We start from the raw sequence: 25,824 nt of genomic DNA, 5'->3' as shown, positions 1-25,824 counted from the left end.
ACGGCACGTGACGTCGGCGATGGCCGACGCCTACCCCAGCGTCGCGGGGGTCGCTGCAGCGGCCTCCGCGTTCGCGCGCTTCCACCCGACGCTGTGCACCCTGCGGCAGATCGGCCGTTCGCGCGAAGGCCGCCCGCTGCTCCTGCTCTCCGCGGGACGCGGCCGGCGCAACGTCCTGGTGGTGGCCGGCCCCCACTCCGACGAACGCATCGGCTCGGCTACGGCGCTCCGGCTCGCCGAACGCGTCGCCGCCGACCCCTGGCTCCACTCCCGCTCGGGCGCCTCCTGGCACTTCCTGCTCTGCCTCGACCCGGACGGCACCGTGCGCAGCGAGGAAGGGCCGGCCGTACGGCGCACACCCGCCCAGCACTTCCGGCACTCCTACCGGCCGCCCGCCGACGAACAGCCCGAGTGGGCGCCCTCGGTACGGCCTGCCGACGACCAGCTCCCCGAGTCCCAGGCCCTGGTGGACCTGATCGACGAGCTGCAGCCCTTCCTGCAGTGCTCCCTGCACGGCAACGACCTCGGCGGCTCCTGGATCCAGCTCACCCGCGACATCCCGGGCCTCGCCGAACCGCTCGGCAAACTCTCCGCCGAACGCGACGTGCCCGTACAGACCGGCACCTACGACGCCATGTACTGGACGGTGTCCGGTCCCGGCGTCTACGTCATGCCGGAGCCGGGCCGGCCCACCCAGTTCGCCAGCCTCCCCGAGGACGTCAACCGGTCCACCTGGGTCCGGCCCCACCTGTACGGCGGGATGACGGCCCTGTTCGAGGTGCCCATGTGGGCCAGCCGCAAGGTCGCCGACACCGCACCGCACCCGGACCCCGCCCACGCGCTCTCCGAACTCGGCGTGCTGCTGCGCCGCCAGTCACACCGCGCGATGGCGCTCCTCGCACAGGTGAGCGCGGTGCTCCCGGCCGACGCCGACCGGCCCCCGCTGCTCCGGCTCGCCGAGGGCCTCGCCGCGATCTGCCCCCAGGTCGCCGACGACTGGGAGCGGCTGCACCCCTCGCCCGTGCCACTCACCCGGGCCCATCTGGCCGCCCTGGACATCGCGGCCCGCCGCATCCCGCTGCGGGCCGCGGGCACGCTCCTGCGCTTCCTCGACTCGGTGCCCGCCGCGCTCCCCCGGGTGCCCGAGGCGCGCGCCGCCTGCGAGGCGCAGCTCGGGACCTGGGCGACAGAACTGGGCGCGGGCCATCACCTGACCTGGATCCCGGTCGCCGAACAGGTCGACCTCCAGTCGGAGGCGGTGCTCGCGGCGTTCCGCCTCCTCACGGACTGACCGGCCGGCGGCCGGCCGCCCGCTACCCGGCGGCCGCCTGCGCGGCCAGCCGGCCCGCGACGATCTCGGCGACCTGCACCGCGTTGAGCGCGGCGCCCTTGCGGAGGTTGTCGCTGGACAGGAAGAGTGCCAGACCGTTCTCCACGGTCTCGTCGACCCGGATACGCCCCACGTACGCCACGTCCTTGCCCGCCGCCTGGAGCGGCGTGGGGATCTCCGACAGCTCCACGCCCGGCGCCTGCGCCAGCAGCTCGTAGGCCCGCTCGACGCTGATCGGCCGCGAGAAGCGCGCGTTGACCTGGAGGGAGTGCCCGGAGAACACCGGCACCCGCACGCAGGTGCCGGACACCTTGAGGTCGGGGATCTCCAGGATCTTGCGGGACTCGTGCCGGAGCTTCTGCTCCTCGTCGGTCTCGAAGCTGCCGTCGTCCACGATGCTCCCGGCCAGCGGCAACACGTTGTACGCGATGGGCCTCTTGTAGACGGCCGGCTCGGGGAAGCTGACCGCCTCGCCGTCGAAGGTCAGCCGGTCGGCGTGCTCGGTGACCTCGGTCGCCTGGCCGTGCAGCTCGGCGACGCCGGCCAGACCCGAGCCGGAGACGGCCTGGTAGGTGGTGGCGACCAGGGCGGTCAGCCCCGCCTCCTGGTGCAGCGGGCGCAGCACGGGCATCGCGGCCATGGTCGTGCAGTTCGGGTTGGCGATGATGCCCTTGGGGCGCTCGTCGATCGCGTGCGGGTTGACCTCGGAGACCACCAGCGGCACCTCGGGGTCGCGACGCCACGCCGAGGAGTTGTCGATCACCACGGCGCCCTGCGCTGCGACCTTCTCGGCCAGCACCCGGGATGTCGCCCCGCCCGCGGAGAACAGCACGATGTCGAGCCCGGAGAAGTCGGCCGTGGCGGCGTCCTCGACCGTCACCTCGCCGTCGGCCCACGGCAGCGTGGTGCCCGCCGAGCGTGCCGACGCGAACAGCCGCAGCTGCGTCACCGGGAACTTCCGCTCGGCCAGCACACTGCGCATGACCCCGCCGACCTGCCCGGTCGCTCCGACGATTCCGATCCTCATGTGCGGTCTCTCTCCGATCCGTGCTCCGTGACTGCGGCGCTCATCCCGGGCGGTACGTATGCGGTGCCCGTTGGTCCGAGTATCCCCCGCTCGCGCGGTGGTGCGCCGTCGGATTTCACGGGGCGAGACGGCCCGGCCCACGCCCCGCGCCGCCCCCTCCTGGGTCCGAGTCTCGGTCGGGGGCTTGGTCCGGGGCTTGGTCCGGGGCTTGGTCCGGGCCGCGCTTCAGGCCTCGGTCCGGGCCGCGGACATCCGCCGCAGCGCGACGGCCAGCAGCAGGACGGCCCCGCCGCCGAACGCCACATTGCCGAGCAGCGCCACCGCCGGCGGAACGCCCCTCTCCCGGGGGTGCACGCAGCCCAGCCACACGTACGTGAGGAGGGCGCCGCCCGCCAGAGCCAGCCGGTGCCGATCGCCCCAGCCCGGGCGGCGCGACCAGCGGGCGCACGCCCACGCCATGCCGCCGGCCAGGACGCACCAGGCCGCGACCGGCAGCCACGGGGACGCGGACTCCGGCAGCAGCACGTCCATCTCGCGCGCGGCGCATGGCTGTGCTCGTCGGACGGTGTCGCGATCGACGCCAAGTGGGGCGGGCTGCGCAATCTGGCCGGTGGCGAGGGCGGCGTCTCGTACGTCACCCGGAAGGTCACGCGCGGGTTCGTGCAGACGCTGAAGTCGGGCGAGGGGCTGGTCTTCGAGTTCAGCGGGCCGGGGCGGCTGTGGACGCAGAGCCGCAACCCCAAGGAGCTGACCGGTTGGCTCACCGCCAAGCTCCCCTTCAAGCGGGGGTGACGCCGCTGGGCGCGGAGGGGAGCACGTCGAGGTCGGCCAGGGCGGCCAGCGCTGCGTCCCGGTTCTTCGAGGCGGCGGGCAGCAGCGGGAGGCGGACGTCGGGGGTGGGGATGCGGTGCTGGGCATGCAGGACGGCTTTGAGGACGGCCGGGTTCGGCTCGCTGAAAAGCGCGGTGGCCAGCGCGGCGAGGCGGTGGCCGAGGATGCCGGCGTCCGGTGCGGTGGGCGCCGCGGCCAGGCGGACCCAGTGGCGGGTGGCGAGATGGCCCGAGGCGAGGATCCCGCCCTGGGCGCCGAGGGCGAAGAGCGCGGGGGCGAGCACATCGTCCCCGGCCAGGACGGTGAAGGGGTCGTGCTGCCCGAAGACGCCCGGGGCGTCCGGCTTGCGCGCGGCGATGTCCGGGAGCGCGCTCAGCAGGGCCGTGGTGTCCGCGTCGAGGGCGCCCGGTGCGTATTTCATCCCGGTGACGCCGGGGATCGCGGCGAGGGCGAGCAGGGTCTCAGCGCTCAGTGGCTGGGCGGTGCGGTAGGGCACGTGGTAGGCGAGCAGCGGAAGGGAGGTCGTGGCGGCGAGGGACCTGAAGTGGGCGAGGACGCCCGCCTCGCCGGGGCGGACGAAGGACGGGACGGTCACCAGGGCCGCGTCCGGTGGCACGGGAAGCGCGGCGAGCGCGTGGAGTTCGGCGGCGGCGCGCCGGGTGCCCGCGGCGCCGACGCCGACGGTGAAGAAGGCGCCGCGCTCGCGGCAGGCGCGGCCGACCACGGCGGCGACTTCGGCCCGTTCGTCGTCGTCGAGGGCGGCCGGCTCGCCGGTGGTGCCGAGGGCGACGAGTCCGGTCGCGCCGTCGTCCAGCAGCTCGTGCGCGAGCCGGCCCAGGGCGGTGGTGTCGAGCCGCCCGTCGGGTGCGAACGGCGTGATCAGCGGTACGTGGATCATGACGGGGAGTCTCGCCCGGCGGATGGCGAAGGTCCAGTTAAATGTCGTGCACGGAACCCTTAAGCAGCCCTACGCTGCCGCGCATGTACGAGATCTCCGCCGACCAGGCCCGCCTCGACGTTCCACGGATCCACGAGTGGCTGTCCACCGACGCGTACTGGGCGCTCGGCCGCCCGCTCGCCAAGCAGGAGGCCGCGATAGCCGGGTCGCTGAACTTCGGGGCCTACCACCGGGAGACCGGCGAACAGCACGGCTACGCACGGGTGGTCACCGACCGCGCGACCTTCGCCTGGCTCTGCGACGTCTATGTGGACCGCGCCGCGCGCGGCCGGGGCCTGGGCACCGCGCTGGTGACCGCGGCCCGCGACCACCTGGCGCCGTACGGTCTGCGCCGGATCATGCTGGCGACCGCCGACGCACACGGGGTCTACGCCAAGCTCGGGTTCGAGCCTCTCGCGGAGCCCGACAAGTGGATGGCGCTCGGCCTGCAGTGACCGAAAGCCAGGCCGCGCGGCAGGCGGCAGGTGGGCGACTGGACGCGCGTCATTTGTCGCGGGCCCGCCACCACTCCTGGTAGACGGCCTCGACCGCCTCGAACCGGGGGGTCTGGGTCAGGCCGAGCGGTTCACGGGCCGCCAGGAGGGCCTTGCGCACGGCCGCGGCGGCTCCGCGCGCCCTTCGGTCGCCCTCGGGAGTGCCGGGAGCCTCCTGGCTTTCGGCCAGGCGCGAGGCGGCGCGCAGGACATCGGTGCAGACCGACTGCACGCGTTTGTACGCCATGTAGTGCGGCAGGTCCTGCTGGCCGCCGGCTGAACGGTGCGGGCCGACCTGGTGCGCCCAGCGGTGGACGACGTCCTGCTCCTGGTCGGGGTGGAGTCCCATGAGGTGGAGGAGGGCGGCCAGGGCGTCCTGGGGTACGCCCAGTTCGTGCAGAAGGGCGTCGAGGAGGGGGCGCTGGGTCTCGTAGACGTGTGTGGTGGTGAAGTGCGTGAGGCGGCGGAGGAATTCCGTCGATCCCTCTCCCGGGGCGTCGGTCCACCAGGGGCGGGGATCGTGATCGCAGGTGGGTTGGGTGGCGCGTCGTTCGAAGGGATCGGTGCTGAGCGTCGCGAGCCAGCCGAGGAGTTCGGCTATCTGCACGGCGATCGGGCTGGCCGCGCTGGCGCTCCTGCTCGCCCAGTGACACCCCGGGGGCGAGGTCAGAACAGCTCCGGGCACCACGGACGGCGGGCGGTGCGGAAGAGGGTGGTGGCGAGGGTCGCCGCACCCGGCCGGTGTTCGGTCAGGCGGTCCAGCGCGGCCAGCCGCACCGCGGACTCGTCACCGAGGTAGAGGCAGGCCAGGTCGGCGGCGGAGAGCGTGAGGTCGGCCGCGGCCGCGGTCGGCGTGCAGGACGCGGCGCCCGAGGCGTCGGTCTCCAGCAGGAACCGTCCGGCCGCGAAGCCCGCCTCGTCCTCCACCCCCAGGACCAGGGCGGCGGCCCCACCCGCGTAGCCGCGCGCGGACAGCGCCGCCGGCACGTCGAGCAGCCGCAGCCACATGAAGTCCGCGAGCGTCTCGGTCACGGCCGCCCGTGGGTCGTCGAGCAGCAGCGGCAGCACGTCGTCCGGCGCGCGGTAGCCGGTCTTGAGCAGCGTCACCCAGTCGAGCGAGAGCAGGAACCGCCACAGCGCGCGCTCCGCGGCCGAGGTGGTGGTGATCAGCTCCTGCACGGTGGCGTCGACCCGCGGCAGCTTGCCGGGCCAGTGGTGCTCGGTGGTGGTGTACGCGGCCAGGCCCTGGACCTGGCCGGCCGGGTCCCGGTAGGCGACGAAGAACGGTTCCTTCCACGGCGCCGACGGCACCACCCGCTGCCCGGTCGCGGACTGCCACCACAACGGCAGCCGGTTGATCGCGCCGGGCGTCGACGCCCGCACCCGCTCGTGCAGTTCCGGCCCGATCGTGCGCACGTCCTCGAGCGGCACCAGGTCCACCCGGCCGCCGTCGTCCGGCCCCGCGTACCGCCGGTCGGTGACGGCGCGCGGCACCTCGACCTCCCAGTTCGCGACCCAGGTGGCCGGGCCGAAGCCGTAGCGCCCGTAGATCGGGTACTCCGCGGCGACCAGGATCGCGACGCTCTCGCCGCGCTCGCGTGACGCGGCGAGTTCGGTGGCCATCATCCGGCTGGCCAGCCCGCGGCGGCGGTGGGTGGCGGTCACCGAGACGTTCGTGATCGCCGAGGCGGGCAGGAACGCGCCGCCCGGCACGGTCAGTTCGCGCGGCATGCTGCGGAAGGTGGCCACACAGCGGTCGCCGTCGAACGCGCCCTGCGTCCTGGCCGGGTCGATGGCGGCACGCCGCACCCGCATCTCCTCGTCCGTCGGCGACGGCGCGATGTGGAAACCGGTGTGCAGGGCCCGCTGCCAGTCACGTATCCCGGCGTCGTCGCAGTCGGCAAGGGAGCGGATGTCCAGCGTCGCGGTCATGCCCGGCACGCTAGGCCAGCACGGCCCGGCCCGCACGCGCATTTTCCCCGCCCCGCCCCGGTGCGGCCCCCGCTCCCGGGCGTCGGCGACACCCGCGCCACGCCCGCTAGCCGTCGGCGAGCAGGTCGTCGACGCGCGCCTCACCGTCCCGGTAGCGGCGGGTGATCTCCGCCGAGCAGCCGTCGACGGTGTGCTGGAGGCCCTGGCGGCGGCGGGAGACCTGCTGTTCGTGGCGGGCCAGGCGGCCCATCGCGGCGTGCAGCTCGGCGTCGGTGCGGGCGCCGAGGTCGGACAGCTCCACCTCGGAGAGGATCTCCTCGGCGAGCGCGCGGACCCGCTCGGTCAGCGGCGTGCCGAGCGTGACGTGGCGGGCCGAGGACCGCACCCGCGGCGGACCGTCGGTGAGGATCTCGGAGAGCCGGTCGACCATCGGCGCGTCGTCCTGCGGCATGCCGTCCGCGACGGCGTCCCGCCCGCCCGCGGTCCCCAGAGCGCCCACAGCGCTCACAGCGCCAGGACCGGACTGCGCGGCCGGCGCGGCGCGCCGCCCCAGCTCCGCGCGCAGGATGTCGATCCTGCCGTGCAGCATCCGGCGCAGGTACGACAGGTCGGCCTCCTCCTGCTGGGCGTCGCGGCGCAGCGTGCGCAGCGCGGCCAGGTCCAGGGCGGCGAGATCGGGCGTCGTGGTGTCCGCGAGCGGGCTGCGCGGCGCGGGCGGGCGCAGCGGGCCCAGAGCGTCGGCCTTCAGCATGTGAGGGGCCTTCCTGACGGGTGCCGCCTGAGGTGCGGGTACGGAGATCGGGCCGGGCAGGCGAGTCGGGCCGGGTGCGGCCGGGACCGAGGCCGGCGCCGGCACAGGCGTCGAGGTCGGCGCCCGCTTCGGTCCAGGCACCGGCTTCGGTCCAGGCACCGGCTTCGGTCCAGGCACCGGCTTCGGTCCGGGCGCCGGGTTCGGTGCCCGATGTGCGGCGGTGCCGGAAGTCTCTCCAGCGCCGGTCGTGGTCATGCGTGCCGTCCCCTCCGCGCGGCTCCCGGGGCCGCCCGGATTCGATGCTGCCACTTGCCCGGGACGCCCCGCAGCGACTCTGCACCCGAACGGCCGTCGCAACAGTTGTGCGAGGCCGCCGACCGGGCGTACGCGTACTTTCGCGCGCGCCCCCTCACCCGTGTGAGGGACGGCGTCCCGCACCCGCCACAATGGGGCGCATGCGAGCGGTGGCCCAACGGGTGAGCGAGGCACGGGTGGTCGTCGACGGGGAGACCGTCGGGGCCATCACCGGGCCGGGACTGTGCGTCCTGGTCGGAGTGACGCACGAAGACACCAGGGAGAAGGCGGCCGCGCTGGCGCGCAAGCTGTGGACGCTGCGCATCCTGCCCGACGAGCAGTCGTGTTCCGACGTGGCCGCACCGCTGCTGGTGATCAGCCAGTTCACGCTTTACGGTGACGCCCGGAAGGGGCGCCGCCCCACCTGGAACGCGGCCGCCCCCGGCCCCCTCGCCGAACCCCTGGTCGACGAGGTCGTCGCCCAGCTGCGCGCGCTGGGCGCGACCGTCGAGACCGGCGTGTTCGGCGCGGACATGAAGGTGTCGCTCACCAACGACGGCCCGTTCACCGTGGTCCTGGAGCTGTAGCGCCGGGTCCCGGCGCACGGGGCGTGGCGGCCGCGCGAGGGGCGGCTACGGCGCGACGACCGTCTCCTGCGCGGCCGCCGTCTCCTCCGCGAGGAGCGTCGCGCGCTCCGGCGTGCTCCGCTTCACCAGCGCCAGCGCGATCGGACCCAGCTCCCAGTGCCGGGCCGAGGAGGTGACGAAGCCGACCGTGCGGCCGTCGTCGCCGTCCTCCGCGATCCGCACCGCGGCGCCGTGCGCGGGCAGGTGCACCTCGCTGCCGTCCAGGTGCAGGAAGACCAGCCGGCGCGGCGGCCGGCCCAGGTTCTGCACCCGGGCGACCGTCTCCTGTCCGCGGTAGCAGCCCTTCTGCAGGTGCACCGCGCTGTCCAGCCAGCCGAGTTCGTGCGGGATCGTACGGTGGTCGGTCTCCAGGCCCAACCGCGGCCGGTGCGCCTCGATGCGCAGCGCCTCGTGCGCCAGCACGCCGATCGCCGGGCCCGCGGCCTGCGCGAACTCCTCCAGGCGGTCGCGCGGCACGAACACGTCGCGGCCGTACGGCGTCTCCCGTACCGCCCAGGCCGCGTCGACCTGGGTGATCGACCCGGCGGGCAGGTACACCAGGCCGTACGCGCCGGTCGCGTCGACGGCCTCGACCCGGTAGAAGAACTTCATGCTCTCCAGGTAGCCGAGCAGCGCGGTCTGGGTGCCGGGCTCGACGTGGATCCAGGTCGTCGCGCCGTCGTCCACCAGGTACAGGGCGTGTTCGATGTGGCCGTGGGCGGACAGGATCAGCGCTTCTGTGGCCTGGTGCGGGGGCAGCTGCTCGACGTGCTGGGTGAGCAGCAGGTGCAGCCAGGCCAGGCGGTCCTGGCCGCTGACCGTCACGATTCCGCGGTGGGACAGGTCCACGAAACCGGTGCCGTTCGCGAGCGCGCGCTGCTCGCGGAACAGATCGCCGTAGTGCGCGGCGACCCCCTCGTCCGGGCCTTCTGCGGGGACGGCGCCGGGCAGCGACAGCAAAGGGCTCTTCGTCATGCCGTCCAGCGTACGACCGGTTCCGCGCGATCCCGGGCCGGGCGCCCCTCGGCGCCCGCGTCCGCGCCGGCACCGGAGCGCGTCACGCCCTCGGCGCGAGCCGGCCGGAGCGCGTCGCGGCCTCAGTCCTTCCCCGCCTGGCGGGCCGCGCGGGCGCAGTCGCGGCAGCGCCCGAAGATCGCGAAGTGCTTCATGTCGGTCTCGAAGCCGAACTCCGCTCTGAGCCCGTCCCGCAGCGGCTCCGCCAGCTCCACGTCCGCCTCGGTCACCGACTCGCAGTCGCGGCACACCAGGTGCATGTGGTGGTGCCGCTCGGCCAGGTGGTACGTGGGGGCGCCGTGCCCGAGGTGGGCGTGGCTGACCAGGCCCAGCTCCTCCAGCAGCTCCAGCGTGCGGTAGACGGTGGAGATGTTCACGCCCGACGCGGTCTTGCGGACCTCGCAGAGGATGCCGTCGGGCGTGGCGTGCTCCAGCCGGCCGACGGCCTCCAGGACAAGCTCGCGCTGCGGGGTCAGCCGGTAGCCGCGCTGCCGCAGGTCGCTCTTCCAGTCGATGCTCGCCACTCGGCCAGTGTAGGTACGCCTACTTGAAGAAGGCGATCCCGTCGTCCGGGAGGTCCTTGAGGTCGGCGACCCACTCGCGGGGGTCGACGACCCTCTTCAGGTGCGCCGACATGTACGCGCGCAGCGGCACCGCGGGGGTGGCCTTCTCGCCGACCCACATCAGGTCGCCGTTGACGTAGCCGTACAGCCGCTTGCCGCCGCTGTAGTCGGGGGCCGCGGGCAGCCGGGCGACGGCGTCCGTGACCAGGTCGATCTGCGGCTTGCCCTCGGCGAGTTCGCCGGTCCAGATCTCGACGACGCCCTCGTCGCGGGTGGTCGTCACGTCGACCTTGCGGCCGGCGTCGATCCGCCAGTAGCCGCTCTCGCTCTCCAGCGGCCTGGTCTTCTTGCCCTCGGCGTCGAGCACCCAGGTGTGCGAGGTGTACTCCAGGAACGGCCGGCCGTCGTGGCTGAAGGCGACCTCCTGCCCGAAGTTGCACTTCTCCGAGCCGGGGAAGTCGTGGACGCCCGCGCCGGTCCAGCGGCCGAGCAGGAACGCCAGCGGGACGAGTTCGGGGTGCAGGTCGGAGGGGATCTCGATCATGTCAGCGCTGGCCCTGGTAGAGCTTCTTCACCGCGTAGAAGGCGAACGCGGCGACGCCCACGCAGACGAGGATCAGCAGGGCGTCGTAGTAGTACTGGATTTCCACGGAGGGGCGCTCCTCGGACGGCGGGTGGTTCTGACCGGTTGGCCGGGGCCGCGCACGAGTCTAGTGCGCGACCCCGGCCGGGGCGCGGCCAGGCCGGGTGAGGTGCGGCTCAGCCGAGCATCTGGGCCTGCAGCCGGACCGTCTGGACGAAGGGCGCCTCGGCCACCGAGCCCTTGCGCGCCTGCACCACCAGCGCGATCGTGTCGCCCGCGTAGATCCAGGCGTAGCGGGCCGCGGTCGCCCCGAACGGCGGACGCTCGGCGTGCCCAGAGACGCTGATCGCCGGCGGCACCGAGGTGCCCGCGGCGAACGCCTTGTCGTCGTCGGCCTCGGCCGCGGCCTTGATCCGTGCGGCCTGCGTCCCGGGCGCGTACAGGCCGGCGAAACCGGCGGTGGTGAACTGCAGCAGGTAGACGTCGGTGCGGGTGCCGTCCGGCATGGTCCATGACCGGGCGGCGATGTGCCGCAGCCCCTGCTCGCGCAGCTCGTCGGTCTGCGCCCCGGTCAGGTACGCGTCCATGTCGTCGTAGAGCCGGAGGAAGTCGGCCGTCGGCAGCCAGCCGGCCGGGCCCGGCACCGCGGGGTCGGTCCTGGCCGTCTCCGGTGGTGTCAGCAGCAGCGACCGCACGTCGACGTAGTGGTGGCCGCCGGGGTTCTTCGTGGCGTCGAGCGGCCGTGGCCGGCCCGCGGGCAGCTTGGGCAGCGCGAGCGGGGGGTACGTCCAGCGGCCGTCGCCCGGTGTGGCCAGGCCGGGGAGCCGGGTCCGCTCCGGCCGCGTGACGGCATAGGCGGTCGCGCCGCCGAGCACGGCGAACACCAGCACGGCCGCGGTCCACCGCCCGGCGGCCCGCAGCCCCCGCCGGGGCCCGCGCGGCGCGGGCGGCACGGGCGGCAGCTCAGGAAGCGGAGGCGTTGCGGCGGACTCCGGGGCGTCAGCGGCGGTGTCGAGAGCCGGGGCGGTGTCCGGGGCCGGGGCGGCCTCGGGGGTGGGAGGGGCGGGGTGCGTCATCAGACCGACTCCCCCGGGTCCTGGATGCGGTCCAGCTGCCTGCGCAGCAGGTCCACCGCCGCGGCCTGGTCCAGGGGCGCGGTGCCCGTGGCGTTCATCTTCACCAGCAGGTCCCCCTCGGTGGCCTGGCACAACATCATGCCCAGCTCGTCGTCCGCGTCGAGCTTCGGCAGCAGGCAGACCGCCTGGGCGTGGCCCGGCACCTTCGGTCCCCTGCGGAAGCCGCCGAGCGTCCTGGCGTACTCGGCGAAGAACCGGGGCTCGGCCTGCGCCGCCCGCTGGTTCCTCATCTGGATCAGGGACAGCTGCACGACCAGGTCGTTGTCGTGGTGCGTGTACGTGCGCAGGCCCGCGCCCTCGACGTGCAGGGCGTCGACGGACGCGTCCAGCTCCTTGCGCCCCTTCGCGGTCGGGCCGGAGCTGTCGGTCTTGATCAGATCGGCGGCCTGGTGTGCGGTCAGCACGGCATCGTTGCCGTACGCCTTGATGTCCGGCCCGGGATCGTAGTCGTCCGGGATCGGCAGGAGCAGCAGCGAGAGGTCGCCGTAGTGGGCGCCGCCGGACTTCGCGCCGAACGCCCGCGTCGCGCTCGGCGTGGGCGCGGTCCAGGTGGCGGCGGGCCGCGCGGCGTCGCGGTCGTGGTGCTTGCCGCGCACCACGGTGTAGCAGTACGAGCCGAGCAGCGCGGCGGCGACGAGCACGGCGGACGCCCGCAGGGCGGCCCCGCGCCGCGACCGCACGGGCTCCGCCGCGGGTGCGGGCTGCGCGGGCTCCGCCGGCTCGGCAGGCGTGGTGGTCTCGTCGCTCACAGCCGCTCCAGTTGGGTCTTGATCACGGCCATCACCACGGAGGACGTGACCGGCCTGGTGGAGTCCACCGTGACCTCGACGTAGATGTCGCCGACCCGGGCCACCCCCAGGGAGAAGTAGTCCGGTTCGTAGCCCGGGTCCCGGTACGGCGCGGCGGACGGCCAGACCTTGCCGTCCATCGTGGCGGGGATCTGGACGCTGTCGCCCAGCTTGCTGTTCTCGTCCGCGTAGGTCCCCTGGTCGAGCAGTTCCTCGGGGGTGTGGGGAGCGGCCTCGTCGCGGAACTGCGCCAGCGTGACGTGGTACCGCGTGTGCGCTCCGGCCAGCCACGCGACGTCGGCGGCCCGGCGGAAGTCGTTCCGCGCGAAGTCGGTGAAGGCCGCGGCGGGCCGCTCGTACTGCTCGGCGAAGTCGATGAGCGAGACCCAGCCGCGGTCCTTCTGCTTGCCGCCCTTGGGTGTGGGCATCAGCAGCGTCAGCAGGTCGCCCTGGAAGACCGCGTCGCGGTCCTGGGCGGCGGGCAGGGCGGCGGCAGCGGTGCCCGCGCCCTTCGGCTGGGCCGGCGGGGCGCCGGCGAGCGGCGGCAGCGGCGTCGGCGCGCGCTGGTCCTGGATGCGGTAGCCGAGCCCGCCGCCCGCGAGCACGCCGAGCACCGCGGCGGCCGCGATCAGCAGCGTGGTGCGGCCGCGGCGGCGCGGCTCGTACGAGGGCGGCGGGGGCGCCGGCCAGGGCGTCGCCGCAGGCTCAGGCGCCGCCTCGGACTCCGGCTCCGGGGCCGGCTCCGGGGCCGCCGCCGGATCTGGCTCCGGAACGGGTCCGGGAACAGGGCTGTCGTCGGACAAGGGGTACTCCAGATACGGAGAAGGGTCGAGAAGAGCGCAGCAGGCGTCAGCGGCCGCTGCGGGGGACGCCCGGCACGGCGCGCGCGGCGCCGCGGGCAGGCCCCGCCGCGGCCCCGGACATGACGTCGAGGCCGGGGGTGCGGGCGGAGAGCGCGGCGAGCCCCGCGGGCGCGGCGAGCGCGGAGAACCGGGACGGCGCACGGAGCGCGGAAAGTCGAGAAGGACGGCAGCCGCCGTCGTCGTGGTGCACAGTGCCCCCCCGGGCGTGGCGCGCGTGACGTACACGCGTGCGACCACGCGCGGACCTGCTTTATATCACCGCCTACGCTGTGGCCATGGCGAATAAGCTGGTGATCAAGGTGACGGCCGGGGCGGACGCGCCCGAGCGCTGCTCGCAGGCGTTCACGGTGGCCGCGGTCGCGGTGGCGAGCGGCGTCGAGGTGTCGCTGTGGCTGACCGGCGAGGCCGCGTGGTTCGCGCTGCCGGGCCGCGCCGCGGAGTTCGAACTGCCGCACGCCGCACCGCTGCCGGACCTGCTGGCCGCGGTGCTCGCGGCCGGGCAGGTCACGCTCTGCTCGCAGTGCGCGGCGCGCCGGGACATCACCGAACAGGACGTGGTCGCGGGCGTGCGGATCGCGGGCGCGCAGGTCTTCGTCAGCGAGGTCATGCCCGACGGCGTCAAGGCGCTCGTCTACTGACCTGCCGGCTGACGACCGGGCGGCTACTGACCCGGCGGCGGCTGCCGGTGGTGGTCGTGCGGATCGCGGGGGTCGTGCCGGTCCTTGCCGGGGCCCTTGCCGTCCAGCTCGTCCCACCACGCGTCGGACTCGGGGTCGCCGGACGGGTCGTCCCACCAGCGGTCCTCGGGGCCGCGCCGGTTCGCCACGATGGCCGCGGTCGGCGGGATCACCATGGCCACCAGGCACATCGCGATGGCCGCCGGCACGGACCACAGGCGCACGACCGACCACGCCACGACGAAGAGCACCACGCAGGTGCCCATCATGACGAAGTACCAGTGCCTGCGGCGCGCGTACACCCTTCCACGGTACGTCCGCGCGCCGCGTACCGGAACAAGTCGGACGGCGCCTCCGTACGCCGTGCGCCGTACACCGCGACGCCCACGCCCGAGGGCCGCACCCCCTTGCGCGGGGTGCGGCCCTCGGGCGCTTCGCGTCACACGGCGGCGGTCAGACCGCGATGGCCACCTCGGCCGCGGCGCCCTGCTGGGCGACGACCGTACGGTCCACCGTGGCGCCGGGGACGAGCGCACGCAGCGTCCAGGTGCCGGGCGCCGCGAAGAAGCGGAACTGGCCCGTCGCCGAGGTGGGCACCTCGGCGGTGAACTCGCCGCCGCCGTCCAGCAGCCGCACGTAGCCGCTGACCGGCTCGCCGTCGCGGGTCACCGACCCCTGGATGATCGTCTCGCTCGCCACATCGACTCCTGCCAGATCGGGCCCGCCGGCCTTCGCTCCACACATGGTCCAGTCCTCGTCTCGGTCGGTCGGGTCGGTCAGTTGGCGCCGAGCTCGATCGGGACGCCGACGAGCGAGCCGTACTCGGTCCAGGAGCCGTCGTAGTTCTTGACGTTGGGCTGGCCGAGCAGCTCGTGCAGCACGAACCAGGTGTGCGCGGAGCGCTCACCGATCCTGCAGTACGCGATGGTGTCCTTGGACAGGTCCACGCCCTCGCCCTCGTAGAGCTCCTTGAGCTCGTCGTCGGACTTGAAGGTGCCGTCGTCGTTCGCCGACTTGGACCAGGGGATGTTGCGGGCGGTCGGCACGTGGCCGGGGCGCTGGGACTGCTCCTGCGGCAGGTGCGCGGGGGCGAGCAGCTTGCCGGAGAACTCGTCGGGCGAGCGCACGTCGACCAGGTTCAGCGAGCCGATCGCGTTGACGACGTCGTCGCGGAAGGCGCGGATGTCGGGGTTCTGCGCCTTGGCCTGGTAGCCGGTGGCGGCGCGCTCGGGCACCGCGGCGACCAGGTCGCGGGAGTCCAGCTCCCACTTCTTGCGGCCGCCGTCGAGGAGCTTGACGTCCTCGTGGCCGTAGAGCTTGAAGTACCAGTAGGCGTAGGAGGCGAACCAGTTGTTGTTGCCGCCGTAGAGCACGACCGTGTCGTCGTTGCCGATGCCCTTGGCGGACAGCAGGGCCTCGAAGCCGGCCTGGTCGACGAAGTCGCGGCGGACCGGGTCCTGCAGGTCCTGCTTCCAGTCGATCCGGACGGCGTTCCTGATGTGGTTCTTGTCGTAGGCCGAGGTGTCCTCGTCCACCTCCACGATGACCACCTTGGGGTCGTCGATGTGGGCCTCGACCCATTCGGCGTCCACCAGGACGTCACTGCGGCTCATGCTGTTCTCCTCCGGGGCAGTACGGATGTGCGGTGCGCGGGCTGCTGCGTGCGGTGCTGCGGTGCGCGACGGCACGCGGAAAGTGCCGGTGGGGGCACTCGGGGGCCGGGGCGGCCAGGCCGCGCCGGGGGCCGTGGGCCCTCACCGGCACGGGGGAACTGCCGCCCCTAGGGCATGCGACAGAGCATGGCGGCGACGCGGCACAGGTCGACTGCCCGCCGCTTCGTGAGATCCGCCTGTCGCTTCATGAGTCCCGATCGTAGGGAAATGAACCGCCGAGTGTCACCGGCGTGTCACATGTCGAGACAAGATTGTCCGTATCATGGGATCAGGTACGGATCGGCCCCGCCCGCCGGGCCGCCCGCCCACCCGACGGCCCGGCCGAACGCCCGTGCCGGGGCTCGGCCGTGTGCGCGAAGCGGCGCCGGCCGCAGGGGGCGGGCGTTTACGGACGGCTCCGTCTCAGCTGGCGAGAACCACATGCTGCCCGGCCGCCGCCACGGATATGCCGTCGGGCGTGGCGGTGACCGAGGTCAGGGCAATGCCCGCGGGCAGGTGGGTGAGCTGGCGGATGAAGTCGATCTGCTGCCGTATGTCGTCGTCCAGGCCCAGCGCGGTGAACGCGGTGGGCAGCGGCCGGGCGTGCAGGCCGATCGCGTTCCCACCGTGCACGCTGATCTCGCTCAGCACGCTGATCCTGCTGCCGATGCCCGGAATCGAACCGCTCAGCTTCACCAGCGCCTTGCCGTCCTTCGACACACCCGCATACGAGACGGTGATCCCGTCGGGGGCCGCCTTCGTCAGGTCGGCGAAGGTGATGAACGCCAGGCCGTCGGCGCTGTCCGCGACCGCGCGGCTGTAGCCGTGGGAGAGCTTCACGCCGTGCAGGTCGGCGTGGAAGCTCTCGATCCGCAGCGACTGGCCGCCGTCGCCCGCGTTGATGTCGTCGGCGGTGACCTTGACGTCGTCGAGCTTGCCCGTGGCGGCCTGGGTGAGGAAAGGGAAGCCCTCGATGGACACCTTCGGGCGGGCCGTCAGCCCCTCGGTCAGCTGCGCCTGCTTCGCCGCCTTCGTCTCGGCCAGGTGCACCGCGACGCGGTCGGCCGCGACGAACAGGCCCCCGAGGATCACCACGACGATCAGAACTGTCCGCGCCACTCGCATCCGTACCCGCTCCCCGCTCACTGCCCGCTGACTGGCCGCCGCCCGACGCTGATCGCTCGGCTTTCCGATTACGCCTGACGGACGCGGCGCTCCCACGGTTCCCGGGCGCACCGATCCGTTACCTGTGAAAACGTGGTCGGCTCAGCTCAGCGCGGCGCCCAGCGCGTAGACGACCGGCGCCGCCGCGGTCAGCGGCAGCGCGACGCCCGCGGTGAAGTGGACGAACCGCGACGGGAAGTCGTAGCTCGCCACCCGCAGGCCGATCAGCGCGGCCGCGCCGCAGGCGAGCGCGAGCAGCACGCCGTGCCCCGAGCCGAAGCCGGTCATCGGCGCGGTGGCCGCCGCGGTCGCGGCCGCGGCCAGCAGCGCCAGCACCAGCGAGACGGGTTCGCCGCCCGGCAGCCGCACCGCGCGCACCAGCGTCGCCGCGGCCACCGCGCACACGCCCACCACCACCGGGTCGCTGCCGCTGCCGGAGACCGCGGTGGCCAGATAGCTCGCGGCGGCCACGGTGAGCAGCGTCGACACCGAGGTCGCGGTCAGCGAGGCCAGCCGCTCGTCCGGCGAGCCGTGGTGCCGCATCTGCAGCACCAGGACCAGCAGCAGCCACACGCCCAGGGTGCCGAGCAGCACCTCGGTGGCGTGGCCGCCGTCGGCGGCGAGCAGCGCGATGTCGGCGGTCACGCCGCCGAGGAAGGCCAGCGCGATGCCCTGGCGGGCGGGCCACATCCCGTTCAGCCGGAACCATCCGGCCGCGGTCAGGCCCTCAAGCGCCAGCAGCACGAACGCCAGCGCGGGCTTGCCGAGCGCGGCGCCGCCCGCGGTCAGCAGCGCCAGCGCGACCGTGATCGCCGCGGGCTGGACGCCCGGGGCGATGATCGGCGAGCCGGTCCTGACCGGCGGCTCCGCACCGGGCCGGCTCTGCGCCTGCTGCCGCGGCAGCCGGGGCGCGTCCTGCGCGCCGCCCCCCTCCGCCGCCTCCGCGAACACCGGCATCACCGCGGTGTGCTCGACGCCCGCGTCCTGCCCGTACGGATACGGCTGCGCGCCGGGCGCATCCCCACCGCCCGCACCACCGTGCCCGCCGTACCCCTCCCCGGCGGAGGGGTCCGCCTGCGCGTAGCCGTTGCCGGTGCCGGTGCCGTTGCCGTTGCCGTTGCCGGCCGAGGGGCCAGGCTGGCCGTAGGCGTAACCGGCCGAGGGGCCGTGCTGGCCGTAGAGGTCACTGGCCGAGGGGTCGCCCTGGCCGTAGCCGCCTCCGGCGGAGGGGCCGTGCTGGCTCTGGCCGTCAGCCGGAAGCCGGCCGCCTTGGGCGTAGCCGTTGCTCGCCGAGGGGCCGCCCTGGCCGTAGCCGCCACCGGCGGACGGGCCAGGCTGGGCGTAGCCGCCACCGGGCGCCTGTCCGGCGGGCGCACCCGGAGCGTGCTGGCCGTCCTGCCAGGACGCCGCCGCGTTGCCCGCCGAGGGGCCGCCCTGCCCGTAGCCGCCATCGGCCGAGGGGGCGCCCTGGCCGTAGCCGTCAGCAGGACGCTGCCCACCGTGCGCGTAGCCGCCATCGGCGGACGGGCTGGGCTGCGCGTATCCGCCGGGGGGCGGCGGTCCGGTGGGCGCGCCCGGGGCGGCCTGGCCGTCCTGCCAGGACGCCGCCGCGTTGCCCGCCGAGGGGCCGCGCTGGCCGTAGCCGTCAGCAGGACGCTGCCCACCCTGCGCGTAGCCGCCACCGGCGGACGGGCCGGGCTGCGCGTAGCCGCCATCGGCGGATGCGCCGGGCTGGGCGTAGCCGTCAGCAGGACGCTGCGCGCCGGCCGCGCCGGCGCCGTGCTGCCAGCCGGGCGTCCCACCCTGGGCGTAGCCGTCGTCCGGCGAGGGGGCGGTCGGCCAGGGCGGGGGGGTGGGCTCAGCCCACTGGTGGGCGCCGGGGGCGGCCGGCCACGCGTCGCCGGGCGAGGGCACGCCGAAGGCCGCGCCGGACTCCGCCTGGGGCGGCAACTGGCCGCCCATCGGCTCGGGCACGTACGTCCAGTCCTGCGGGTGGCCGCCGCCCTGCGGCGGCTCCGATGCCGGGTGGGCGTGCTGGGGGTCGAAGGGCTGGACGCTCTCGTACGAGGGCCCGGCGCCGTACGGCTGCTGCGGGTCGTAGGGGCGGCCGGCCTCGTACGACGGCTGGGGCGGGTACGGCGGCTCGCCCTGCTCGTGGGGCGGGCGGGCGTGCTGGGGGTGGCGGGCGTCGCCGTCCTGGCCGGTCATCGTGCGCCTCCGGCGAACGGGGGGAGGACCTCGACGGTGCCGCCGTCGCGCAGCGCGACCGCCGCGTGGTCGCGGGCGCCGACGGGGTCGCCGTCGACGAGGAAGGAGCAGCGCAGCAGCACACGGGTGAACTCCGGCTGCGCGGTGTGGCGTTCGCGGGCGGCTGCCAGCGCCTCGGCGAGCGTCGCGGCCCGGTACGGCTCCTCGGCCGTGCCGGCCGCGGCCTTGGCGGCGGCCCAGTAGCGGATCGTGCCCGCGGCCGTGTCTGGTGCAGCCATCGCGGCTCCGTCCCTCGTCATCCGTCGTGCCGGCGTCATCCGTCGTGCCGGCGTCCATCATGGCAAACGCGCGCGGTCAGCCAGTCCCCGATGCGGCCCAGCAGGGCCGCGTCCGCCGCGTTCTCCGCATGCCCGAAACCGCGCTCGATCCACAACTCGGCGGCGCCCTCGCCGGCCGCCTCGGCGAGCGAGTGCGGGTGGTCGAGCGGGAAGTACGCGTCCCGGTCGCCGTGCACGATCAGCAGCGGGGTGGGCGCGATCGCCGCCACCGACTCGACCGGCGAGGCCGGCACCGGGTCCCAGTCCTCGGGGTGGATGCGGGTGCGCAGGCCGAACCGGGTGACCAGCCGGCCGGACGGCCGGGTCACCGCCCAGTGCAGCCGCCGCATCGGCGCGGTGCCGCGGTAGTACCAGCGGGCCGGTGAGCTGACCGCGACCACGCCGTCGACCGCGGCCGGCTCGGCGGGGACGCCGTGCCGGGTGCGGGCGCCGCCGGCGTGCCGCAGCACGACCGAACCGCCCATGGAGAAGCCGACGGTGGCCACCCGCTCGTAGCCCAGCTCGCGGGCCCAGCGCACCGCCGCGTCCAGGTCGAGGACTTCCAGGTCGCCGACGGTCGAGCGGCCGCCGGAGCGGCCGTGGCCGCGGAAGGAGAAGGTCACCACGCCGCCGTACGCGCTGAGTTCGCGGGCGGCGCGGCGCACCGCGGGCCGTTCCAGCGCGCCGCTGAAGCCGTGGGCGACGACGACCGCGAGGCGGCTGGAACCGCTCGCCTGCGGCAGGTGCTCCGCGTCGACCGCGATCCCGTCGACCGTCAACAGGACGGTCCGCCCGCCACTCGAAGTGAGGGGTGAAACACGCAAACGTTCGTCTTCGGTCTCGGCAGGGCTCTTCATGTGGGCTATTCTTCCCGGGAAGAGGACCTGGGCAATGTCGCCCCCGGGTCCTTTCGTGCTTTGCGGCACCCGACGCGTCACCTCGCGGGACCGAGGAGGGGTTCACTTTGAGCCAGTTCGAGACCACGCCGACCAAGCCGACCACGACGAGCCGCTGTCCTGGCCGGACGACCGACGGGAGCGCCCGGTGAGTTCTCTCCTCCTTCTGACCAACGCGCTGCAGCCGTCCACCGAGGTGCTGCCCGCGCTGGGCCTGCTGCTGCACAACGTGCGGGTGGCCCCCGCCGAGGGACCGGCCCTGGTGGACACCCCGGGAGCCGACGTCATACTGATCGACGGCCGCCGCGATCTGCCGCAGGTCCGCAGCCTGTGCCAGCTGCTGCGCTCCACCGGACCCGGCTGCCCGCTGGTCCTGGTGGTCACCGAGGGCGGCCTTGCCGCCGTCACCGCGGACTGGGGCATCGACGACGTGCTGCTCGACACGGCGGGTCCCGCCGAGGTCGAGGCGCGGCTGCGGCTGGCCATGGGCCGCCAGCAGATCACCACCGACGACAGTCCGATGGAGATCCGCAACGGCGACCTGTCGGTCGACGAGGCCACCTACAGCGCCAAGCTCAAGGGCCGGGTCCTCGACCTGACCTTCAAGGAGTTCGAGCTGCTCAAGTACCTGGCGCAGCACCCCGGCCGGGTCTTCACCCGCGCCCAGCTGCTCCAGGAGGTCTGGGGCTACGACTACTTCGGCGGCACCCGCACGGTCGACGTGCACGTGCGGCGGCTGCGGGCCAAGCTCGGCGTCGAGCACGAGTCGCTGATCGGCACCGTGCGCAACGTCGGCTACCGGTTCGTGACCCCGGAGAAGGTCGAGCGGGCCGCGGAGGAGGCCGCCAGGAGCGAGGCGGCCCAGGGTCGCGGCGCGGCGCCCGCCGAGCAGGCGGCGCCGGCGCAGCAGTCCGCCGGACAGACCGTATGACGATCCATGTGGCGCACGGATAGACACGCGTAGACTGCGCGACGTGCCCAAGGTGACGCGTGACGATGTGGCCAGGCTGGCGGGGACCTCGACCGCGGTCGTCAGCTACGTCATCAACAACGGACCCCGGCCGGTTGCCCCGGCCACCCGCGAGCGCGTGCTCGCGGCCATCAAGCAGCTCGGCTACCGGCCTGACCGGGTGGCCCAGGCGATGGCCAGCCGCAGGACGGACCTGATCGGGCTGATCGTGCCGGACGCCCGCCAGCCGTTCTTCGCCGAGATGGCCCACGCCGTCGAACAGGCGGCGTCCGAGCGCGGAAAGATGGTGCTGGTCGGCAACTCCGACTACCTCGACGAGCGCGAGGTGCACTATCTGCGGGCCTTCCTCGGCATGCGGGTGTCCGGGCTGATCCTGATCAGCCAGGGGCCGAGCGAGAACGCGGCCACCGAGATCGACGCCTGGGACGCCCGGGTGGTGCTGCTGCACGAGCGGCCCGAGGCGATCGACGACGTCGCGGTGGTCACCGACGACATCGGCGGCGCGCAGCTCGCCACCCGGCACCTGCTGGAGCACGGCCACCCGTACGTGGCCTGCCTCGGCGGCATCGAGAAGACCCCGGTCGTCGGCGACCCGGTGACCGACCACGTGGTGGGCTGGCGGCGGGCCATGCAGGAGGCCGGGCGGTCCACCGAGGGCCGCCTCTTCCAGGCCCCCTACAACCGCTACGACGCCTACGAGGTCGCGCTCGACCTGCTGGCCGGTCCCGACCGGCCGCCGGCCATCTTCTGCGCGACCGACGACCAGGCGCTCGGCGTGCTGCGGGCCGCCCGCGAGCTGCGCATCGACGTCCCCGAGGGGCTGGCGGTGGCCGGCTTCGACGACGTCAAGGAGGCGGCGCTCGCCGACCCGCCGCTGACCACGGTCGCCTCGGACCGGCAGGCGATGGCCAGGGCGGCCGTCGACGCGGTCCTCGACGACTCGCTGCGGGTGCCGGGCGCGCGCCGCGAGCGGCTGCGGACGTTCCCCTCCCGGCTGGTCGTCCGGGCGTCCTGCGGCTGCGGCTGAGCGGCCGGGGCCCAGCAGCCCGGGGGCCGGGCGCTCGGCGGCCCGGCGGCCCCGGGTTCACCCGAACGGCTCCCTCGCGGCTCCGCGTCGAGCCCGTGTGAGGAACTGCCGGGCTGACCAGGGATCTTCCTTATATCGGGCATACCTACTTCTGTCGGGCTTCTCAGCGTGCGCTCAGGAAGCTCTCATGGAACAGGCTCAGAGTCATAGACATGACCGAGAGCAGCAGCCGCAACGGCGGCGAATCCCCGTACCCGCAGGACCCGCAGCAGCCTCCTGCCTCCTTCGGCGCGCCGACCCCGCCGCCTGCCGCCCCGCACTCCGCTCCCCACTCCGACCCGCACGGCTCCACCGCCTACGGATCGTCCCCGTGGCAGGTGCCGCAGACCGCGCCCGGCTTCCCGCCGCCTCCGTTCGGCCCCGCGCACCCGGCCGCCGCGCACCCGGCGGCCCCCGAGCCCGGCCCGGCCCAGCACGGGCGGCGCAGGGTCCGCAGGCCGCTCGCCCTCGTCGCGGCGGCCGCCGTGGCGGCGGGCGTCATCGGCGGCGGCGCCGGCGCGCTGATCAGCAACGCCACCGACGGCGGCGGCACCGTCGCGGCCACCAGCACCAGCAGCAGGGCCGTCAACGCGGCCGCGGTCGACGGGACCGTGGCGAGCGTGGTCAAGGCCGTCGACCCGAGCGTCGTCGAGATCAACGCGACCTCCTCCCAGGGCAAGGCCACCGGCTCCGGCATCATCATCACCGCCAACGGCCAGATCGTGACGAACAACCACGTGATCGCCGGCGCGGACTCGATCTCCGTGACCTACACCAACGGCAGGACCGCCACCGCCAGCCTGGTCGGCGCGGACCCGAAGAAGGACCTCGCGCTGATCAAGGTGCAGGGCGCCAGCGGCCTGCCCGCCGCCACCCTCGGCGACTCCGGCACCGTCGCGGTCGGCGACCAGGTGGTGGCCATCGGCTCGCCCGAGGGCCTCAGCAACACCGTCACCAGCGGCATCGTCTCCGCGCTGAACCGCGACGTGACCGTGCCCGTCGAGGACAGCCAGGGCCAGAGCCAGGACCAGAGCGGCGGCGGCAGCAGCGACGGGTCGGGCAACGGCGGCAACGACGGCCGCTGGCCCTTCTCCTTCGGCGGCAACCAGTACAACGGCAGCACCGGCACCTCCACCACCACGTACAAGGCGATCCAGACCGACGCCTCGCTCAACCCCGGCAACTCCGGCGGCGCGCTGATCAACATGAGCGGCCAGATCGTCGGCATCAACGCCGCGATGTACTCCGCCTCCTCCGACAGCAGCAGCGACTCCTCCAGCGCCGGCAGCGTCGGCCTCGGCTTCGCCATCCCGATCAACACCGTCAAGGCCGACCTCGCCACGCTGCAGGGCGGCGGCACCTCCGACTGACACCGCGACCGACACGGCGACCGGCATCCGCCCGGGGCCGGGAGAGGACCCATGAGCCGCACCACGATCACGGTCGGCCTCAACCGACTGCGCCGCGTCCTGGCCACCGCCGTGCGACGCTGAGAGAGACCGACCGGAACCCGTATGTCCATCAGTGAGGTAGCCCCCACCATGAGCCCCGGCGAGAGCGGCGAGGCCCCCGCCCGCATCCTGATCGTGGACGACGAGCCCGCCGTACGCGAGGCGCTGCGCCGCAGCCTGGCCTTCGAGGGCTACGACACCGCACTCGCCGCCGACGGCATGGCCGCCCTCGAACAGGCCGACGCCTACCGGCCCGACGCCATCGTGCTCGACGTCCTGATGCCGCGGATGGACGGCCTCACCACCGCCCGGCGGCTGCGGTCCACCGGCGTCACCACCCCGATCCTGATGCTGACCGCCCGCGACACCGTCGGCGACCGCGTCACCGGCCTCGACGCCGGCGCCGACGACTACCTCGTCAAGCCTTTCGAGCTGGACGAGCTGCTGGCCAGGCTGCGCGCCCTGCTGCGGCGCAGCTCCTACGCCACGGGCGGCGGCCAGGGCGGCGCGGACGACAGCCACCTGCTGTCCTTCGCGGACCTGCGGATGGACACCAGCACCCGCGAGGTCACCCGGGCGGACACCCCGGTCGAGCTGACCCGCACCGAGTACACCCTGCTCGAACTCTTCCTCACCCATCCCCGCCAGGTCCTCACCCGCGAGCAGATCCTCAAGTCCGTGTGGGGCTTCGACTTCGAGCCCTCCTCCAACTCCCTCGACGTGTACGTGATGTACCTGCGGCGCAAGACGGAAGCGGGCGGCCTGCCCCGGGTCGTGCACACCGTGCGGGGGGTGGGCTACGTCCTGCGCGCCCCCGACGGCGGCCACGCGTGAACCGGCTCCCCCTGCGCTCCCGTCTGGCCCTCCTCACCGCCGCCGCGGTCGCGGTCGCGGTGGCCGCGGCGGCGCTCGCGTGCTGGCTGATCACCCGGGACCAGTTGTACTCGCAGCTGGACAAGTCGCTGCGGCAGCCGGACCTGGTGCCGATCTCGGTGATCAACGGCACGCTCCACCAGGACGGCTGCCACCCGAACCCGCCGACGGACGGCGACGCCGTCGGGCGCTTCATCTCCACCACCACCTCGGCGCAGGTGGTTCTCGCGGGCGGGACGGCCTGCTGGGTGCAGGGGCACGACTCCATTCCGGTGACGGAGGCGGACCAGCAGGTGGCCGCCGAACAGACCCCCGGCGTGCTGCACACCGTGACCTCCGGCGGCCACAAGCTTCGCGTCTTCACCAAGCCGGTGCCGGGCAGCCTGGCAGGCCAGACGCTCGCCGTGTCCGTCGCCCGCCCGCTCAGCGACGTGACCAGCCCGCTCACCACCCTCGCGTGGGTCCTGCTCGCCGTCGCCGGGATCGGCGTCGTCGGCGCCGGCGCGGCCGGCACGGTCATCGCGCGCGCCGGGCTGCGGCCGGTGGACCAGCTGACCGGCACGGTGGAGCACATCGCCAGGACCGAGGACCTGAGCGTGCGGATTCCGGTGGAGGGCGGCGACGAGATCGCCCGGCTCAGCGAGTCGTTCAACGCGATGACCGCCGCGCTGGCGTCCTCGCGGGAGCGGCAGCAGCAGCTGATCGCCGACGCCGGACACGAACTGCGCACGCCGCTCACGTCGTTGCGCACCAACATCGAGCTGCTGGAGCGCAGCGAGGCGAGCGGCCGGGCGCTGCCGCCGGACGACCGGCGGGCGCTGCTCGCCTCGGTGAAGGCGCAGATGACCGAACTGGCGGTGCTGATCGGCGACTTGCAGGAGCTCTCGCGCGTCGACGCGGCGGCTCCCGCGCTCCAGGTGGTGGCGCTGCACGAGGTGACCGAGACCGCGCTGCGGCGGGCCCGGCTGCGCGGCCCGGACCTGAAGATCATGGCCGACGTGGAGCCGTGGTTCGTACGCGGCGAGAGCGCGGCGCTGGAGCGCGCGATCGTCAACCTGATGGACAACGCGGTGAAGTTCAGCCCGGCCGGCGGGGTGGTCGAGGTGCGGCTGGCCGGCGGGCAGCTGACCGTACGGGACCACGGGCCGGGGATTCCGGCGGAGGACCTGCCGCACGTCTTCGAGCGGTTCTGGCGGTCGCCGTCCGCGCGCAGCCTGCCGGGCAGCGGCCTGGGGCTGTCCATCGTCGCCCGCACCGTCCAGCAGTCCGGCGGCGACATCTCGCTGACGCCGGCCCACGGTGGCGGCACCCTGGCCACCCTGCGGCTGCCGGGCGCCCCGACCGAACCGCCCGCGTCCTTCCCGTAGCCTCGCGGCCTCGC

At 74.2% G+C, this 25,824-nt stretch carries 31 protein-coding genes; 10 read left to right on the top strand and 21 right to left on the bottom strand.

Annotated elements, in window-relative coordinates; translation table 11 throughout:
• The first annotated feature begins 7 nt into the window (after positions 1–7).
• A complete protein-coding gene (locus tag V2S66_RS27760; protein ID WP_330799449.1) occupies positions 8–1,291 on the top strand; it encodes a M14 family zinc carboxypeptidase in 1,284 nt (427 codons plus the stop codon).
• A 22-nt stretch (positions 1,292–1,313) separates the two neighbouring features.
• Here V2S66_RS27760 and V2S66_RS27755 read toward each other — a convergent pair whose 3' ends face one another.
• Positions 1,314–2,357, bottom strand: a complete 1,044-nt coding sequence (locus V2S66_RS27755; protein WP_330799448.1) for an aspartate-semialdehyde dehydrogenase — start codon at positions 2,355–2,357, stop codon at positions 1,314–1,316.
• 225 nt (positions 2,358–2,582) lie between these two features.
• A complete protein-coding gene (locus V2S66_RS27750) occupies positions 2,583–2,888 on the bottom strand; it encodes a hypothetical protein (protein ID WP_330799467.1) in 306 nt (101 codons plus the stop codon).
• On the opposite strand from V2S66_RS27750, the gene V2S66_RS27745 reads away from it, so the two are divergent.
• A complete protein-coding gene (locus V2S66_RS27745) occupies positions 2,769–3,149 on the top strand; it encodes an AIM24 family protein (protein WP_330799466.1) in 381 nt (126 codons plus the stop codon). The two genes, V2S66_RS27750 and V2S66_RS27745, sit on opposite strands and share 120 nt — an antisense overlap.
• On the opposite strand, the gene V2S66_RS27740 is transcribed toward V2S66_RS27745, so the two are convergent.
• Complete coding sequence (locus V2S66_RS27740; RefSeq protein ID WP_330799447.1) at positions 3,136–4,086, bottom strand: dihydrodipicolinate synthase family protein; 951 nt, start codon at positions 4,084–4,086, stop codon at positions 3,136–3,138. The genes V2S66_RS27745 and V2S66_RS27740 overlap by 14 nt on opposite strands.
• 41 nt (positions 4,087–4,127) lie before the next feature.
• Between V2S66_RS27740 and V2S66_RS27735 the strand changes: the two genes are divergently transcribed.
• Positions 4,128–4,580, top strand: coding sequence for a GNAT family N-acetyltransferase (locus tag V2S66_RS27735; protein ID WP_330799446.1), 453 nt, complete (start codon positions 4,128–4,130; stop codon positions 4,578–4,580).
• Positions 4,581–4,629: 49 nt separating this feature from the next.
• On the opposite strand, the gene V2S66_RS27730 is transcribed toward V2S66_RS27735, so the two are convergent.
• The 3 genes from V2S66_RS27730 to V2S66_RS27720 form a co-directional block, all read right to left on the bottom strand.
• Positions 4,630–5,226, bottom strand: coding sequence for a hypothetical protein (locus V2S66_RS27730; protein WP_330799445.1), 597 nt, complete (start codon positions 5,224–5,226; stop codon positions 4,630–4,632).
• A gap of 59 nt (positions 5,227–5,285) precedes the next feature.
• Complete coding sequence (locus V2S66_RS27725; protein WP_330799444.1) at positions 5,286–6,551, bottom strand: GNAT family N-acetyltransferase; 1,266 nt, start codon at positions 6,549–6,551, stop codon at positions 5,286–5,288.
• Positions 6,552–6,657: 106 nt separating this feature from the next.
• Positions 6,658–7,302, bottom strand: a complete 645-nt coding sequence (locus V2S66_RS27720) for an RsiG family protein (protein ID WP_330799443.1) — start codon at positions 7,300–7,302, stop codon at positions 6,658–6,660.
• 455 nt (positions 7,303–7,757) lie between these two features.
• Here V2S66_RS27720 and dtd point away from each other — a divergent pair, with 455 nt between their 5' ends.
• The gene (gene dtd, locus V2S66_RS27715) at positions 7,758–8,183 is read left to right on the top strand and encodes a D-aminoacyl-tRNA deacylase (RefSeq protein ID WP_330799442.1); all 426 of its coding nucleotides are present in this window, start codon (positions 7,758–7,760) and stop codon (positions 8,181–8,183) included.
• A gap of 45 nt (positions 8,184–8,228) precedes the next feature.
• Here the strand turns inward: dtd and ygfZ are convergent, their stop codons facing one another.
• The 7 genes from ygfZ to V2S66_RS27680 form a co-directional block, all read right to left on the bottom strand.
• Positions 8,229–9,197, bottom strand: coding sequence for a CAF17-like 4Fe-4S cluster assembly/insertion protein YgfZ (ygfZ, locus tag V2S66_RS27710; RefSeq protein ID WP_330799441.1), 969 nt, complete (start codon positions 9,195–9,197; stop codon positions 8,229–8,231).
• A 122-nt stretch (positions 9,198–9,319) separates the two neighbouring features.
• Entirely contained in the window at positions 9,320–9,760 is a 441-nt protein-coding gene (locus V2S66_RS27705) for a Fur family transcriptional regulator (protein WP_330799440.1), read from the bottom strand.
• Positions 9,761–9,779: 19 nt separating this feature from the next.
• Positions 9,780–10,343 (bottom strand): heme-binding beta-barrel domain-containing protein, encoded by a 564-nt coding sequence (locus V2S66_RS27700; protein ID WP_330799439.1) that lies wholly within the window; start codon positions 10,341–10,343, stop codon positions 9,780–9,782.
• 215 nt (positions 10,344–10,558) lie between these two features.
• Positions 10,559–11,458 (bottom strand): hypothetical protein, encoded by a 900-nt coding sequence (locus V2S66_RS27695; RefSeq protein WP_330799438.1) that lies wholly within the window; start codon positions 11,456–11,458, stop codon positions 10,559–10,561.
• On the bottom strand, positions 11,458–12,267 hold the full coding sequence (locus V2S66_RS27690; RefSeq protein WP_330799437.1) for a hypothetical protein: 810 nt from the start codon (positions 12,265–12,267) through the stop codon (positions 11,458–11,460). Before V2S66_RS27690 ends, V2S66_RS27695 begins: the two co-directional genes overlap by 1 nt.
• Positions 12,264–13,109: a hypothetical protein gene (locus V2S66_RS27685; protein ID WP_330799436.1), complete on the bottom strand. Its 846-nt coding sequence runs from the start codon at positions 13,107–13,109 to the stop codon at positions 12,264–12,266. The genes V2S66_RS27690 and V2S66_RS27685 overlap by 4 nt, the downstream gene beginning before the upstream one ends.
• A 46-nt stretch (positions 13,110–13,155) precedes the next feature.
• On the bottom strand, positions 13,156–13,359 hold the full coding sequence (locus V2S66_RS27680) for a hypothetical protein (RefSeq protein ID WP_330799435.1): 204 nt from the start codon (positions 13,357–13,359) through the stop codon (positions 13,156–13,158).
• A gap of 85 nt (positions 13,360–13,444) precedes the next feature.
• Here V2S66_RS27680 and V2S66_RS27675 point away from each other — a divergent pair, with 85 nt between their 5' ends.
• Positions 13,445–13,807, top strand: coding sequence for a DsrE family protein (locus tag V2S66_RS27675; RefSeq protein WP_330799434.1), 363 nt, complete (start codon positions 13,445–13,447; stop codon positions 13,805–13,807).
• Between the two features lie 23 nt (positions 13,808–13,830).
• Here V2S66_RS27675 and V2S66_RS27670 read toward each other — a convergent pair whose 3' ends face one another.
• The 8 genes from V2S66_RS27670 to V2S66_RS27640 form a co-directional block, all read right to left on the bottom strand.
• Positions 13,831–14,115, bottom strand: coding sequence for a DUF3099 domain-containing protein (locus V2S66_RS27670; protein ID WP_413966500.1), 285 nt, complete (start codon positions 14,113–14,115; stop codon positions 13,831–13,833).
• A gap of 184 nt (positions 14,116–14,299) precedes the next feature.
• Complete coding sequence (locus V2S66_RS27665; protein ID WP_330799432.1) at positions 14,300–14,590, bottom strand: DUF1416 domain-containing protein; 291 nt, start codon at positions 14,588–14,590, stop codon at positions 14,300–14,302.
• A 32-nt stretch (positions 14,591–14,622) separates the two neighbouring features.
• On the bottom strand, positions 14,623–15,459 hold the full coding sequence (locus V2S66_RS27660) for a sulfurtransferase (protein WP_330799431.1): 837 nt from the start codon (positions 15,457–15,459) through the stop codon (positions 14,623–14,625).
• A gap of 167 nt (positions 15,460–15,626) precedes the next feature.
• Positions 15,627–15,707 (bottom strand): putative leader peptide, encoded by an 81-nt coding sequence (locus V2S66_RS34640; RefSeq protein WP_355342331.1) that lies wholly within the window; start codon positions 15,705–15,707, stop codon positions 15,627–15,629.
• Between the two features lie 214 nt (positions 15,708–15,921).
• On the bottom strand, positions 15,922–16,623 hold the full coding sequence (locus V2S66_RS27655; protein ID WP_330799430.1) for an LmeA family phospholipid-binding protein: 702 nt from the start codon (positions 16,621–16,623) through the stop codon (positions 15,922–15,924).
• A gap of 141 nt (positions 16,624–16,764) precedes the next feature.
• Positions 16,765–18,870 carry a hypothetical protein gene (locus V2S66_RS27650; protein ID WP_330799429.1) on the bottom strand — a complete coding sequence of 702 codons (2,106 nt, stop codon included), beginning with the start codon at positions 18,868–18,870 and terminating at the stop codon, positions 16,765–16,767.
• Entirely contained in the window at positions 18,867–19,148 is a 282-nt protein-coding gene (locus V2S66_RS27645; protein WP_330799428.1) for a MoaD/ThiS family protein, read from the bottom strand. Before V2S66_RS27645 ends, V2S66_RS27650 begins: the two co-directional genes overlap by 4 nt.
• 35 nt (positions 19,149–19,183) lie before the next feature.
• Entirely contained in the window at positions 19,184–20,044 is an 861-nt protein-coding gene (locus V2S66_RS27640) for an alpha/beta hydrolase (RefSeq protein ID WP_413966498.1), read from the bottom strand.
• A 187-nt stretch (positions 20,045–20,231) separates the two neighbouring features.
• Here V2S66_RS27640 and V2S66_RS27635 point away from each other — a divergent pair, with 187 nt between their 5' ends.
• The 5 genes from V2S66_RS27635 to V2S66_RS27615 all read left to right on the top strand — a co-directional run bounded on the left by V2S66_RS27635 (position 20,232) and on the right by V2S66_RS27615 (position 25,810).
• Positions 20,232–21,014, top strand: a complete 783-nt coding sequence (locus V2S66_RS27635; protein ID WP_330799427.1) for a response regulator transcription factor — start codon at positions 20,232–20,234, stop codon at positions 21,012–21,014.
• 43 nt (positions 21,015–21,057) lie between these two features.
• Positions 21,058–22,080: a LacI family DNA-binding transcriptional regulator gene (locus V2S66_RS27630; protein WP_330799426.1), complete on the top strand. Its 1,023-nt coding sequence runs from the start codon at positions 21,058–21,060 to the stop codon at positions 22,078–22,080.
• A gap of 212 nt (positions 22,081–22,292) precedes the next feature.
• Complete coding sequence (locus tag V2S66_RS27625; protein WP_330799425.1) at positions 22,293–23,489, top strand: S1C family serine protease; 1,197 nt, start codon at positions 22,293–22,295, stop codon at positions 23,487–23,489.
• Positions 23,490–23,660: 171 nt separating this feature from the next.
• Complete coding sequence (locus tag V2S66_RS27620; RefSeq protein ID WP_330799464.1) at positions 23,661–24,404, top strand: response regulator transcription factor; 744 nt, start codon at positions 23,661–23,663, stop codon at positions 24,402–24,404.
• Positions 24,401–25,810, top strand: a complete 1,410-nt coding sequence (locus tag V2S66_RS27615) for a sensor histidine kinase (protein WP_330799424.1) — start codon at positions 24,401–24,403, stop codon at positions 25,808–25,810. Before V2S66_RS27620 ends, V2S66_RS27615 begins: the two co-directional genes overlap by 4 nt.
• Positions 25,811–25,824 lie beyond the last annotated feature (14 nt).

The organism is Actinacidiphila polyblastidii, from assembly GCF_036353415.1.
Classification (GTDB): Bacteria; Actinomycetota; Actinomycetes; order Streptomycetales; family Streptomycetaceae; genus Actinacidiphila; species Actinacidiphila polyblastidii.
Note: the sequence above shows the minus strand (reverse complement) of the source record. Positions and strands in the feature narration are given on the sequence as shown.